The following is a 13,008-nucleotide window of genomic DNA, read 5'->3' as shown; positions in this document are numbered from 1 at the left end:
GGGGGTAGGGAAAGCGGCGCTATTGGGGGAAGCGGGGGTAGGGAAGCGGCGCTACTGGGGGGAAGCGGGGCTCAGTCGCGGTGCGGGGCCGGGCCCGTGCTCTCGCGTGTGGTCAACAGAGGTGTGAGCAGCGCGACTTCGTCGGCGTCCGCGCCTTCGATCCGCCGCATGACCAGCTCCACCGCGCGCCGCCCCAGATCCTGCGCGGGCCCGGTGACGGCGGTCAGCCGCGGCGAGTACTGGTCGGCCAGCGGCTCGGGGCACAGCGCCACCACCGAGGCGTCCTCGGGCACGATCCGCCCGGCCGCCCGCAGCAGGCTCAGCAGCGGCCCGATCGCGCCCTCGTTCTGCACGACGAAGCCGGTGGTCTCCGGCCGGTCGGCGAGGACGCGGGTGAAGGCGCCCGCCGTGCTCTCGTACGTCCCGTCGCACGGCCGGTGCACGATCCGCAGCCCGCGCTCGGCCGACCTCGTACGGAAGCCGGTCAGCGTCCGCTCCGCGTACCCCGCGTGCCGCCGGTAGACCGCCGGGCTGTAGCCGATGAAGGCCACGTCGTGGTGGCCGAGGTCGGCCAGGTGGTCGGCGCACAGCGCGCCCGCCGCCGCGAAGTCGTGGTCCACGCACGACAGTCCGGTGGCGTCGGCGGGCAGTCCGATCAGCGCGGCGTGCGTGTTCTGCGCCCGCAGGACGGGGATGCGGTCGTCGTCCAGCTCGACGTCCATCAGGATCACGCCGTCGGCCAGGCCGCTGGCCGCGACCCGCCGCACCCCGTCCGGGCCCTCGTCGTTGGTGATCAGCAGCACGTCGTAGCCGAAGCCGCGCGCGGCCATGGTCACCGCGATGGCGATCTCCATCATGATCGGCACGTAGACGTCGGTGTGCAGCGGCACCATCAGCGCGATGATGTGCGACCGCTTGCCCGCCAGCGCCCGCGCGCCCGCGTTGGGGTGGTAGCCCAACTCCCTGATGGCCGCCTCGACCCGGCGCCTGGTCGCCTCGGAGATCGAGCGCTTGCCGCTGATGACATAGCTGACCGTGCTCGACGACACCCCGGCGTGCTTGGCCACTTCGGCGATGGTCACGGCGGAGGTGCTTCCCCTCATGCTGTGCTGCTCCTGTCGTGGTGGCGGCCCCGCGGTCCCCTGCGTACGTTCACCCGTGCCCCGACCGCTCATTCCGTGACCGCTCATTCCGTGACCGCTCATCCCGTGACCGCTCATCCCGTGACCGTCCGTCCCCTGACCGCTCATCCCTTGACCGCTCCGGTCAGCACGCCGGTCTTGAAGTGCTTCTGCATGAAGGGGTAGACCATCAGGATCGGTACGAGGGTGAGCACCACGACGGCCATCTGAAGCGACAGCGGCGCGGTCTGCGCGTGCGCGGTGCCGAAGCCGCTGTTCACCGAACCCGGCATGTTCATCCCGTAGTTGACGTACTCCAGCAGCACGTACTGCAACGGCCACTTGGGGCTGTCCGTGGGCATGTAGAGCATGACATTGAAGAAGGAGTTCCAGTATCCGACCGCGTAGAAGAGCGTGACGACGGCGGTCACGGCCCGCGAGGTGGGCAGCACGACCGACCACAGGATGCGCCAGTCGTTCGCGCCGTCCATCCGCGCCGCGTCGATGAGTTCCGCGGAGGTGCCGGAGTAGAAGGCGCGCAGCACGAGGATGTTGAACACGGAGATCGCGCTGGGCAGGATCAGCGCCCAGTACTGGCCGTAGCCGCCGAGGCCGGTGACGACGAGGTACGTCGGGATCAGGCCGCCGCTGACGAACATGGTGACGATCAGCACCATCAGGATCGCCCGGTGGCCGAGCGACCCGGAGCGCGACAGGCCGTATGCGCACAGCACGGAGACCACCATCGAGATCGCGGTGCCGACGCCCGTGACGCCGAGGCTGACCAGCAGGGCGCGGGTGACCGCGCCGTTCTCCAGCATCAGCCGGTAGGCGTTGAGCGTCACCCCGTCCGGCCAGATCACCAGGCCGCCCGCGCGGCCGATCGCGCCCGGCGTGGAGAGGCTGGTCAGCGCCACGATCCACAGCGGCACCAGGACGGCCGCCACGACCAGGGCCAAGGTGGCGCCCTTGAAGGTCTGCCCGGCGACGCCCGGCGCCTCCTCCCACGACGGGCGCTGCGGGCCCTTGCGCGCACGGGGGTTCCGCGTACGGCCGGCGCGGTCGCCGCCCACGGTCAGTGTGTCGGTCATCTGCGGTACAACCCGTCCTCGCCGAAGGAGTGCGCCAGCCGGTTCGCGCCCCAGATCAGCAGCAGCGAGATGACGCTCTTGAACAGACCGGCGGCGGCGCCGTAGCTGTAGTTGTTGGTGGCGATGCCGTAGTAGAAGGAGAAGGTGTCCAGGACGTCGGCCGCGTCGTGGCCGACCGCGCCGCGCTGGATCAGGAACTGCTCGAAGCCGACGGTCAGCGCGTTGCCGAGCCGCAGCACGAGCATCAGCACGATCACCCCGCGCATGCCGGGCAGCGTGATGTGCCACATCCGGCGCCACCGGCCCGCGCCGTCGACGGCCGCGGCCTCGTACTGGTTCTGGTCGATGGCCGCGAGCGCCGCGAGGAAGACGATGATGCCCCAGCCCGCCTCCTTCCACACCGCCTGCGAGGTGATGAGCAGCGCGAAGGTGTGCGGGTCGGTCATCACGTCCCAGGTGCCGATCGAGTGCCGGCGCAGGAACTGGTTGAGCACGCCCGCGCCGCCGAGCATCTGCTGGAAGACGGTGATCGTCAGCACCCAGGAGAAGAAGTGCGGCAGATAGACGATGGACTGCACGAAATTCCGCAGCCGTTCGCTGATCACGGTGTTGAGCATCAGGGCGAGCGCGATCGGCACCGGGAAGAAGAGGACGATCTGGACGGAGCTGAGGAAGAGCGTGTTGCGCAACGCGCCCCAGAACAGCGGGTCGTGGAAGAGCTGCCGGAACTGCTCCAGGCCCGCGAAGTCGCTGTTGCGGACGCCGACCAGCGGGTCGTAGTACTCGAAGGCGGTGACCAGGCCGAACAGCGGCGCGTAGTTGAAGACCAGCAGCAGCGCGACGGCCGGGAGGGTCATCAGCAGCAGCGACTTGTCGCGGCGCAGCCGCACGCGCCAGGTCAGGCCGCCGTGCGCCGTGCTCTTGGCCTCGCGTGAGCCCTTCTTGCCGTCGCGTGCGCCCTTGCCGGTGTCCCCGTCCGCGGCGGCCGGCTTCCCCGGTGTCCCGTCCGCCTTCCCGGTGATGATCGCGGCCACCGCCTACTGCCCCGAGCCGTACTTGTCGAGCACGTTCGTCTGCATCCACGTCGTCAACCGCGTGCCGCCGCTGCTCTTCCACGAGGAGATCGCGGCCTGCACGTCGGAGACCTTCTTCTTGCCGTGGTAGCAGTCCTTGATGGTGTCCTCGACGGCCTGGCCCGCGTCGGCGGTCGCGAAGCGCTGCGGCACGGTGATGTTCATGTTCCAGAACACCGGCTTGTACGCGGTCGCCGCCGCTGCCGCCTGCCAGGCCGCGTAGTCCTTGGTCACCTGCGGGGCGCCCGGATTGCTGATCACCGCGGAGCAGGTGGCCAGGAACGGGTACGTCTGCTGCTGGACGTCCTTCTTGCCCTCGTCGGTGAAGGTGGGCGTGCCGTTGTCCATCGTGTAGTGGACGCCCTCGGCGCCGTAGTTGACCATCGTGTACTCGGCGGAACCGTAGGGCGCGGCCAGGTAGTTGGCGACCGCCAGCAGCTCCTTGATCCGGTCCTTCGACAGCTTGATGTTGAGATAGCTCATCAGGCTGGTGGAGTTGCCGAGGAAGATGCCGGGCTTCGACGTGCCGTCGGCGGCGAAGACCTTGAACGCGCCGCGCCGGTACTTCGGATCGGCCGCCGTGCCCGCCTGCGCGTCGGCGAGGTTCCACGCGCCGGTGCCGTCACCGGTGACGACGACCTTGCCCGCGTAGAAGCGGTTCTTGCCGTCGTTGGTGTTGCCCGCGAGCGCGTCCGGGTGCATGTAGCCGGACTTGGCGAGCTTGTAGTGCCAGTCCAGCGCCTCCAGCAGCTCCTGGCCCTCGTACTTGTGGACCAGCTTGCCGTCCTTGACCGTCCACTTGTTGGGCACGCCCCAGAACGGGGAGAGATACGTCCACAGGTCGTCGAAGGCCCACACGCCGCCCTTGGCGTTCGTCAACTCCTTGCCGAGCGCGAGGAGATCGGCGGCCGAGGAGATCTCGTCCGGGTTGATGCCCTTGGCCTGGAGGATGTCGGCCCGGTGGTAGGTGGTGCCCGCGACGACGAAGCCGCTGGAGAAGGACGGGATGCCGTAGAGCTTGTCCTCCCACACCCCGGCCTGCCAGGCGCCGGTCGGGATCGCGGCGAGGTTCGGGTAGTCCTTGACCGCGTCGCCCGCCAGGTACGGCGTGAGGTCGGCCAGTTGGGTGCCGGCCAGCTTGCCGACGTTGAAGCTGGCGTTCCACCAGGTGGGGAGCTGGATCCAGTCCGGCAGCTTCTTGGCCGCCGTCATGGTGGGGATGGCGGTGTCGTAGTGGTTGCCGTCGGCGGGCTTCATCGTCAGCGTCACGCCGAGGGCCTTGCTCATGGCCTGGTAGAAGGAGTTGCCCGGCTCCGGGATGGTGCCCCACAGCGGGGTGACGGCGGTGTAGCTGCCGCCCTTGCCCGGCACGCCGTCGACCGTCTTCACCGGGCTCGCCGGGTAGGTCAGGAAGCCGGGGTCGGTGGCGGTGCCCGCGGCGCCCGGCACCGCCGGGATGTCCGCCGTGACCGAGCGGCTCGCGGTGAACTGCGGCAGCGCCGCCTTCAGTCCGCTCTTGCTGCTGGTGCCACCCTTGCTGCTCGACCCGCTTCCGCAGGCGGTCAGCAGCGGGGACAGCGCCGCGGCTCCGGCTGTCGCCGCCGCCGCGCTCACAAAGGTTCTGCGGTTCAACTGGCTGGTCATGGTGGGTCCTTCGCCGTGTGGGGTGGTCCGATCCGGGGGGACGCCGAGGGTGCGTGCCGTGGGTGCCGTTTTGCCGTGCCGGTGCCGCGTGGAGGGGGCGAGGCGCCGGGGAGAGTGTCGAAGAGGACTGTCGAAGCGCTTCGATGTGTCGGCGACAGTAACCACGTGTTTCGGTTCCGACAAGAGTTCTGACGCGACTGTCCGGCGGGCGGATTCCGGCCTCGTACGGTCCTGCGGACATCATCGCCGCCCTGGTCAGGGCGTTCGATGAATTCGACAGCGGTGCGCCGGACGGAGGTTGTGCGCGACCCGTTGACACCCTCGTCGGCGGCGTGTCAGCTTCGGCGAAGCGCTTCACCACGTCACCGGCCCAAGGGGTTTGCCTCAGTGAGTACGACGCCCGTGCACGACCGGCCGCCCTTCCGCGACGCGGAACTGCCGCTGCGCGAACGGGTCGAGGACCTGCTCGGCAGGCTCACCCCCGACGAACGCGTGGCGCTGCTGCACCAGTACGCCCCGGCCGTGCCCCGGCTGGGCATCGCCGCCTTCCGCACCGGCACCGAGGCGCTGCACGGCGTCGCGTGGCTCGGCACCGCCACCACCTTTCCGCAGGCCGTGGGCCTGGGCGCCACCTGGGACGAGGAGCTGACGCACGCGGTCGCGACGGCCGTCTCCGTCGAGCAGCGCGCCTTCCACCACCACAGGGCCGCACCCATCGGCGCCGGGCCGATCAGCCTCCAGGCGTGGGCGCCGGTGGTGAATCTGCTCCGCGACCCGCGCTGGGGGCGCAACGAGGAGGGCTACGCGGAGGACCCGCTGCTCACCGCGCGCCTGGGCGACGCCTACTGCCGGGGCATGGCGGGCGACGACCCCGAGCACCTGCGCACGGCCCCGATCCTCAAGCACTTCCTCGCCTACAACAACGAGGACGACCGCTGCGTCACCTCCTCGGGGCTGCGCCCGCGCGTGCTGCACGAGTACGACCTCGCCGCCTTCCGCCCGGCCGTCGCCTCGGGCGCCGCGACCGGCGCGATGCTCGCGTACAACCTGGTCAACGGCCGTCCCTGCCACGTCAGTCCGCTGATCGAGTCGGAGCTGCGGCGCTGGGCAGCGCCCACCGGGCACGAGCTGTTCGTGGTCAGCGACGCCGAGGCGCCGAGCAATCTGGTCGACCCCGAGCACTACTTCACCGACCACGCCGAGTCGCACGCGGCGGCGCTGCGCGCCGGGGTCGACAGCTTCACCGACCATGGCGAGGACTCCGCCGTCACCGTCGGCCGCCTCCAGGAGGCGCTGCGGCGCGGGCTGATCGACGAGGACGACGTGACGCGCGCGGTACGGCGGCAGCTCGCGATCCGCTTCCGGCTCGGCGAGTTCGACCCGGAGCGCGACCCGTACGCGGCCATCGGCTGGGACGCCGTCGACTCGCCCGCGCACCGCGAACTCGCCCTGCGCGCGGCCACGGAGGCGGTGGTGCTGCTGAAGAACGACGGGACGCTGCCGCTGGAGCCGGTCGCGGGGGCATCGCACAAGGTCGCGGTGATCGGGCCGCTCGCGGACACCCTCTTCGAGGACTGGTACAGCGGCACGATGCCGTACCGGATCACGGCCGCCGACGGGCTGACGGCCGCGCTGGCCGCGCGCGGCGACGAGGTGACCGCCGTGGTCGAGGGCGTCGACCGGATCGCCCTGCACGCCACCTCGTCGGACGGCGCGCTGTCGGTGCCCGCCGGCGACCCGGCGGGCCCGCTGCTGCTCGCGGCCCCGGCGGCCGAGGTCCCGGCCGACGACTTCTGCTTCGACGTCTTCGACTGGGGCGGCGGGGTGCTGACCCTGCGCAGCGCCCGCACCGGCCGCTATCTGACCGCGCGCGACGGAGGTGTTCCCAGCGACGGCGACGAAAACGCTTCCGGGCAAAGAGTGTTGACGGCGGATCAGACGCTGCCCAACGGCTGGGACGTCCAGGAGACCTTCCGCATCGAGGAGCGGGCGGACGGTACGGAGCTGCTGCGGCATGTGCACAGCGGCCGGTACGCGGCCGTGGACGGGGCGACCGGGCGCGTGACGGTGAGCGCCGACACCCCCGCGGAGGCCGAGAGTTGGCGCCGTACGGTCGTACGCGACGGGATCGCGCAGGCGCGGGCCGCCGCCGCCGCGGCCGACACCGCCGTCGTCGTCCTCGGCAACGACCCGCTGATCAACGGCCGTGAGACGCAGGACCGCCCCGACACCGACCTGCCGCCCGCGCAGGACGCGCTGCTGCGGGCGGTCGCCGCCGCGCAGCCGCGCACCGTCCTGGTCGTGACCAGCAGTTATCCGTACGCGCTCGACTGGGCGCAGGAGCGGGTGCCCGCGGTGCTGTGGACCGCGCACGGCGGGCAGGAGAGCGGCCGGGCGCTGGCGGCGGTGCTGCTCGGCGCGAGCGAGCCGACCGGGCGGCTGCCGCAGACCTGGTACCGCGGCGGCGACCCGCTCCCGCCGCCGCTGGACTACGACATCATCACGGCGGGCTGGACGTACCAGTACCACCGCGCGCCCGCGCTCTACGGGTTCGGGCACGGCCTGTCGTACACCACGTTCGGCTACGAGGACCTGCGGCTGTCGGCGGCGCGGATCGCGCCGGGCGAGCCGGTGACGGCGACGGTGACCGTCGTCAACACCGGGGAGCGCGCGGGCACCGAGACCGTGCAGCTCTACACCCGTGCGGTGGACGCCCGTTACGACGCGCCGCTGCTGCGGCTCGCCGCCTTCCGCAAGGTGCGGCTCGCGCCGGGCGAGCGGCGCGAGGTGAGCGTCGAGGTGCCCGCCGACGCGCTCGCGCACTGGGATGTCGGGACCGGCGCCTTCACCGTGGACCCGGGCGCGTACGACGTCCTCGTGGCGCGCGGGGTCCAGGACGTCGCCGCGACCGCCCGGCTGGAGGTCACCGGCCCGACTCCCGCTCCCCGTACGGCGGTTGGAGTGCGTGTGGCGGCCGTGGACTTCGACGCCTGTACGGGGCTGCGGCTGCTGGACGCGGGCCCCGTATCCGGTGACGCGGTCGGCCCCGCGGCGCCGGGGGAACCGGCCACCGCCGTCTTCCGGGACGTCGGCCTGACCGGGGCGCGTACGGTCGCGGTCGAGGTCAGCCGTCCGGCGGCCGAGGGCGGGTCCTGCGCCGTACCGTCCCGGATCGAGCTGCGCTGCGACGGCGCGCCGCTGGCCGCCTTCACCCCGCCGCCGACCGCCGACCGGCACACCTGGACGGAGCTGACCGCGCCGCTGTCCGCCCCGCCCGGCCCCGGCCCGCACACGCTGACCTGGACACTGACCGGAGACGCGCTGCTGGCCGGGTTCACCTTCGCGGAATGAGCCACGGCGCGCATTGAACGGCCGCGCTTCTTAATTCGTTCGCTTTCTTCTATTGGACGACTGCCCGCCCGACGGGTGAAGCTGGAGGTCCGTTGTCGTCGTAGGTGGAATGAGAGAGGCGCGAAACCATGCAGAGCCGTCGTATCGGTGCCGTCGAGGTCAGCGCGATCGGGCTGGGCGGGATGCCCATGTCGATCGAGGGGCGCCCGGAGGAGGCACGTTCCGTCGCGACGATCCACGCGGCGCTCGACGCCGGGGTGACCCTGATCGACACCGCGGACGCGTACCACTGGCACGCCGACGAGGTCGGGCACAACGAGTCGCTGATCGCGAAGGCGCTGGCCTCGTACGGCGGCGACAGCGACGGCGTGCTGGTCGCGACCAAGGGCGGCCACCTGCGGCCGGGCGACGGTTCGTGGACGCTGGACGGCAGGCCCGAGCACATCAAGGCGGCCTGCGAGGCGTCGCTGCGGCGGCTCGGGGTCGAGGCGATCGGCCTCTACCAGTTCCACCGGCCCGACCCCGCCGTGCCGTACGAGGAGTCGGTCGGCGCGCTCGCCGAGCTGCTGGACGCGGGCAAGATCCGGATGGCGGGCATCTCCAACGCGAGCCCGGACCGCATCCGGCTGTCCCAGGAGATCCTGGGCGGGCGCCTGGTGTCGGTGCAGAACCAGTTCTCACCCGCGTATCGCTCCAGCGAGCCGGAGTTGACGCTCTGCGACGAGCTGGGCATCGCCTTCCTGCCGTGGAGCCCGCTCGGCGGTATCGCCCACGCCGGTGAACTCGGCTCCTCCTACGGGGAGTTCGCAAAGGTCGCCGCCGCGCACGGCGTCAGCCCGCAGCAGGTCTGCCTGGCTTGGCTGCTCGCGCTGTCCCCGGTCGTCGTCCCGATCCCCGGCTCCAGCCGCCCCGAGACCATCCGCGACTCGGTCGCCGCCGCCGAACTCACCCTGGACGCCGACGAGATCGCCCGGCTCAGCGCCGCCGGCTGACGGTCCGCCCGCGCCTTCGCATTCCGCAACCCCGAGAAGAGGAAGTCTGTGCGTTACCGCGAACTGGGCCGCAGCGGCCTGTCCGTGTCGGAGATCGGCTACGGCGCCTGGGGCATCGGCGAGGGGGCGTGGGTGGGCGCGACCGAGGACGAGTCGGTGCGCGCCCTGCACCGGGCCGTCGACCTCGGCGTGAACCTCATCGACACCGCCCGCGGCTACGGCGAGAGCGAGCGCATCGTCGGCCGGGTCGTCCGCGAGCGGGCGGCGGCCGGTGACGAGATCCTGGTCGCCACCAAGGTCCCGCCGGGCAACGGCACATGGCCCGCGCCCGCCGGGGTGACCGCGGAAGAGGCGTTCTCCGGCGAGCACATCCGCGCCAGCCTGGAGACCAGCCTGCGCGCCAGCGGCCTCGACCACTTCGACGTGCTCCAGTTCCACGTCTGGCGGGACGAGTGGGTCGGCAGGGGCGACTGGCTGGAGACCGTCGCCGACCTCAAGCAGCAGGGCAAGATCCGGCTGTTCGGCGTCTCGATCAACGACCACGAGACGGACAACTCGCTGGCGCTGGTCCGCAGCGGTGTCGTGGACACCGTCCAGGTCATCTACAACATCTTCGAGCAGACGCCCGCCGAATCGCTGCTGCCCGCCTGCCAGGAGCACGGCGTCGGCGTGATCGTCCGCGTCGCGCTCGACGAGGGCGGTCTGACCGGCGCGGTCACGGCCGGTACGACCTTCCCCGAGGGCGACTTCCGCAACCGCTACTTCCGCGGCGACCGCCCGGCCCAGGTCGAGCAGCGCGTCCGGGCGATCGTGGACGACCTGGGCATCGCCCCCGACGCCATCGCCGAGACCGCCCTGCGCTACGTCCTCAGCGCGCCGGCCGTCTCCACCGTCATCCCCGGCATGCGGTCGGTGCGCAATGTCGAGCGCAACACCGCGGTCAGCGACGGGACGCCGCTGACCGACGAGCAGCTCGCGATCCTCGCCAAGCACCGCTGGCAGCGGAACTTCTACGCGTCGTAGCGGGCTGTCGCCTCACCACGGCGAGCCACCGCGAGCCACGGCAGCCACCGTGAACCACAGCGAGCCACCGCGACGCACCGCTCATCACCGCTCACCGACTGCTCACCACTCCTCGGCGCCCCGCGCCGCTTCGCGCGCCGCCGTATGCGTCGCCGTATGCGCCGCTGCATCCGCCGCCGTATGCGCCGCCTCCTGGGCGTCGAGGAGTTCGTCGCCGTGGTCGAGGGCCCAGCGGCCGAGCGCCCGCATCGGGCCGTCGACCAGGCTCTCGCCCAGCGCGGTCAGCCCGTACTCGACGCGCGGCGGCGCCTCCGCGTACGCCCGGCGGCCCACCAGGCCGTTCCCGAGCAGCCGGTGCAGCGTCTCGGTCAGGACCTTGTCGCTGATCCCGCCGATCGCGGCGCGCAGCGCGCGGCGGCGGCGCGGGCCCGTGCGCAGCGCCGCGAGCACGACCGGGTCCCAGGTGTGGGCGAACAGGTCGGTGGCCGCGCGCAGCCGGCAGTCGGCGACCCGTTCGTAGCAGTGCGCGCCGGGGCTCTCGCGCGTCTCGTCGGGGCTCTCGTGAGGGCTCATCGCGCCACCCATCATGGTCCGTCCCTCGCGCACCGGCCGGTGCGTATCGGCTTCCCTACCGTATCCGTCAGACGATCGCCGCTGGTCACGGCGCCGGGCGGGGACTGGTCGCAGCGCGGGTCAAGGCGCTGGTCACGGCACAGGCCACGGGCGCGGCGCGGGCCACGGCACAGGGGCACGGTCGAGGGAGCGAAGGATGCGGATCGGGATTCTCGGTACGGGAACGCTGGCGCGGGCGCTGGGCGAGGGCTGGCTGCGCGCCGGGCACGAGGTGGTGGTCGCGGGGCGCTCGACGGCCAAGGCGGCGGCGCTCGCCGAGGCGCTGGGCCGCGGCACGCGGGCCGTCGCGCCCCGGACGGCCGTCAGCGGGCGGGACGCGGTGCTGCTCGCCGTCGCCTGGGACGGCGCGGAGGACATGCTGGGCGCGGCGGGCGCGACCGAGGGACTGCTGGCCGGGACGCCGCTGATCGACCCCACGAACGCGGTGGCGCACGGCGCCGGAGTCCTGCTGACGGGACCCGCCGAGTCCATGGCCGGGCGCGTCGCCGCCCGCGCCCCCGGCGCGCATGTGGTCAAGGCGTTCCACCTCTTCCCCTCCACCCAGTGGACCGACCCCGTCGGGCCCACCGTCACCGTCCCGATCTGCGGCGACGACCCGGCCGCGCTGGACGTGGTCGCCCGCCTCGTCCGGGATGTGGCCGCGACCCCGGCCGTCCTCGGCGGACTGGACCGGGCCCGCCAGGTCGAGGAGGTCGCGGGCTTCGTCATCACCCTGGCCTTCGCGGGCCACGACCCCAACGCGGCCGTCCCGGTCGTCCCGTCCCCGGTCGCGTAACGCCCGCCGAATCCGCGTCCGAAGTGCCCTGATCCTTCTACCAGTTGGTGAAGGCACCGTCCGGCGTGCGCAGATGGGGCCGCTCGGTCGTCGTGGCGCGGTGGGCGCGGGCGGCGTCGCGGTCGAGGGTGACGCCGAGGCCCGGCGCGTCGGTCGGGGTGACGCGGCCGGGGGAGATGGCCGGGCGGGTGGGGAAGAGCGCGGCGATGGCGGGCTCGGGGTCCGTCTGGTGCTCCTGGATCGCCACATTCGGGCAGGCCAGGTTGAGCTGGAGCGAGGACGCGGCGGTGACCGGGCCCAGCGGATTGTGGGTGGCGAGCTTGATGTGGTGGGTCTCCGCCATCGCGGCGATCTTCTTCGCCTCGGTCAGCCCGGCCGCCACCCCGATGTCGACGCGGGCGTAGTCGATCAGCTCCTCCTCGATCAGGGTCCTGAACTCCCATTTGGAGCCGTACTGTTCGCCCGCCGCCAGCGGTACGCCGGTCCGCGCGCGCAGCATCCGGTAGCTCTCGGGGTTCTCGCTGCGCAGCGGGTCCTCGACGAAGTACGGGCGGGCCGCCTCGATCTCGCGGCACAGGGTGACCGCCTCCGGCGGGTCGAGCCGGGTGTGCACGTCCAGGATCAGCTCGATCTCGTCGCCGAGCGCGTCCCGCACCGCGTGGAACAGGCTCACCGAATCGCGCAGGCAGCGCCGGGCGTCGAGGACGTCGTCCACGTCGTGCGGCGCGGAGAAGCGCACATGCCGCCAGCCGTCGGCGACCAACTCCCGGCAGCGGTCGAGGAATCGCTCGCGGTCGTGGTAGTCGTCGCCGACGTGCACGTACGCCGGGACCCAGTCCCGTACGCGTCCGCCGAGCAGGTCGTGCACCGGTACGCCGAGCGCCTTGCCGCGGATGTCCCACAGGGCGACGTCCACGGCGGCGATGGCGGCGCCGATGATGCGGTCGGCGGGGAAGAAGCCGCGGCGGAACATCACCTGCCACAGGTGCTCTATGCGCCGCGGGTCCTCGCCGACGATCAGCTCCGCGAGGTGTTCGAGGCCGCCCGCGACCGCCCGCTGCCGGGATCTGATGCCGACCTCGCCCAGGCCGTGGATGCCCTCGTCGGTGTCGACCACCACCAGCATCATGCTGTCGCCGTGGTCGGGGAGGGTCAGCACTTCCAGGCCGGTGATCTTCATCCCGCTCCTCCGTGAGTGAGGCCCCCGCGAGTGAGGCACTGTGCGCGGTGCCGTCCGCGGCCGGTGAGCCGCTATGAAAACGTTCCCGCAACTTCATCATGCTTGCTGAGAACGCATCATCCGCA

At 72.0% G+C, this 13,008-nt stretch carries 10 protein-coding genes; 4 read left to right on the top strand and 6 right to left on the bottom strand.

The genetic code is table 11. The features are described 5' to 3' along the window. Window positions 1-71: 71 nt before the first annotated feature. From ACIQCJ_RS27715 to ACIQCJ_RS27700, 4 genes are all read right to left on the bottom strand, one after another. Window positions 72-1,103, bottom strand: coding sequence for a LacI family DNA-binding transcriptional regulator (locus tag ACIQCJ_RS27715; RefSeq protein ID WP_402712879.1), 1,032 nt, complete (start codon window positions 1,101-1,103; stop codon window positions 72-74). 143 nt (window positions 1,104-1,246) lie between these two features. Next, on the bottom strand, window positions 1,247-2,212 hold the full coding sequence (locus ACIQCJ_RS27710) for a carbohydrate ABC transporter permease (RefSeq protein ID WP_355339766.1): 966 nt from the start codon (window positions 2,210-2,212) through the stop codon (window positions 1,247-1,249). Continuing rightward, on the bottom strand, window positions 2,209-3,246 hold the full coding sequence (locus ACIQCJ_RS27705) for an ABC transporter permease (RefSeq protein ID WP_401851522.1): 1,038 nt from the start codon (window positions 3,244-3,246) through the stop codon (window positions 2,209-2,211). The genes ACIQCJ_RS27710 and ACIQCJ_RS27705 overlap by 4 nt, the downstream gene beginning before the upstream one ends. A gap of 3 nt (window positions 3,247-3,249) precedes the next feature. Continuing rightward, window positions 3,250-4,929: an ABC transporter substrate-binding protein gene (locus tag ACIQCJ_RS27700; RefSeq protein WP_402712878.1), complete on the bottom strand. Its 1,680-nt coding sequence runs from the start codon at window positions 4,927-4,929 to the stop codon at window positions 3,250-3,252. A 387-nt stretch (window positions 4,930-5,316) separates the two neighbouring features. Between ACIQCJ_RS27700 and ACIQCJ_RS27695 the strand changes: the two genes are divergently transcribed. From ACIQCJ_RS27695 to ACIQCJ_RS27685, 3 genes are all read left to right on the top strand, one after another. Beyond that, on the top strand, window positions 5,317-8,280 hold the full coding sequence (locus ACIQCJ_RS27695) for a glycoside hydrolase family 3 C-terminal domain-containing protein (RefSeq protein ID WP_402712877.1): 2,964 nt from the start codon (window positions 5,317-5,319) through the stop codon (window positions 8,278-8,280). A 128-nt stretch (window positions 8,281-8,408) separates the two neighbouring features. Next, complete coding sequence (locus ACIQCJ_RS27690) at window positions 8,409-9,272, top strand: aldo/keto reductase (protein ID WP_355339778.1); 864 nt, start codon at window positions 8,409-8,411, stop codon at window positions 9,270-9,272. Window positions 9,273-9,320: 48 nt separating this feature from the next. After that, window positions 9,321-10,295 (top strand): aldo/keto reductase, encoded by a 975-nt coding sequence (locus tag ACIQCJ_RS27685; protein WP_391041793.1) that lies wholly within the window; start codon window positions 9,321-9,323, stop codon window positions 10,293-10,295. A 102-nt stretch (window positions 10,296-10,397) separates the two neighbouring features. Here ACIQCJ_RS27685 and ACIQCJ_RS27680 read toward each other — a convergent pair whose 3' ends face one another. Further along, window positions 10,398-10,868, bottom strand: a complete 471-nt coding sequence (locus ACIQCJ_RS27680) for a winged helix-turn-helix transcriptional regulator (protein WP_402712876.1) — start codon at window positions 10,866-10,868, stop codon at window positions 10,398-10,400. A gap of 196 nt (window positions 10,869-11,064) precedes the next feature. On the opposite strand from ACIQCJ_RS27680, the gene ACIQCJ_RS27675 reads away from it, so the two are divergent. Beyond that, on the top strand, window positions 11,065-11,703 hold the full coding sequence (locus tag ACIQCJ_RS27675) for an NAD(P)-binding domain-containing protein (protein ID WP_355339787.1): 639 nt from the start codon (window positions 11,065-11,067) through the stop codon (window positions 11,701-11,703). A 37-nt stretch (window positions 11,704-11,740) separates the two neighbouring features. Here the strand turns inward: ACIQCJ_RS27675 and ACIQCJ_RS27670 are convergent, their stop codons facing one another. Then, complete coding sequence (locus tag ACIQCJ_RS27670) at window positions 11,741-12,883, bottom strand: mandelate racemase/muconate lactonizing enzyme family protein (protein ID WP_401305639.1); 1,143 nt, start codon at window positions 12,881-12,883, stop codon at window positions 11,741-11,743. Window positions 12,884-13,008: the final 125 nt, after the last annotated feature.

It is taken from the genome of Streptomyces sp. NPDC093221, assembly GCF_044753885.1.
Taxonomy (GTDB): Bacteria; Actinomycetota; Actinomycetes; order Streptomycetales; family Streptomycetaceae; genus Actinacidiphila.
This window is presented reverse-complemented; position numbering and strand designations above follow the sequence as displayed.

Coding starts and splice junctions, on each gene's coding strand:
- ACIQCJ_RS27715 (WP_402712879.1), bottom strand. CDS start 1,103: ATGAGGGGAAGCACCTCCGCCGTGACCATCGCCGAAGTGGCCAAGCAC.
- ACIQCJ_RS27710 (WP_355339766.1), bottom strand. CDS start 2,212: ATGACCGACACACTGACCGTGGGCGGCGACCGCGCCGGCCGTACGCGG.
- ACIQCJ_RS27700 (WP_402712878.1), bottom strand. CDS start 4,929: ATGACCAGCCAGTTGAACCGCAGAACCTTTGTGAGCGCGGCGGCGGCG.
- ACIQCJ_RS27690 (WP_355339778.1), top strand. CDS start 8,409: ATGCAGAGCCGTCGTATCGGTGCCGTCGAGGTCAGCGCGATCGGGCTG.
- ACIQCJ_RS27680 (WP_402712876.1), bottom strand. CDS start 10,868: ATGAGCCCTCACGAGAGCCCCGACGAGACGCGCGAGAGCCCCGGCGCG.
- ACIQCJ_RS27675 (WP_355339787.1), top strand. CDS start 11,065: ATGCGGATCGGGATTCTCGGTACGGGAACGCTGGCGCGGGCGCTGGGC.
- ACIQCJ_RS27670 (WP_401305639.1), bottom strand. CDS start 12,883: ATGAAGATCACCGGCCTGGAAGTGCTGACCCTCCCCGACCACGGCGAC.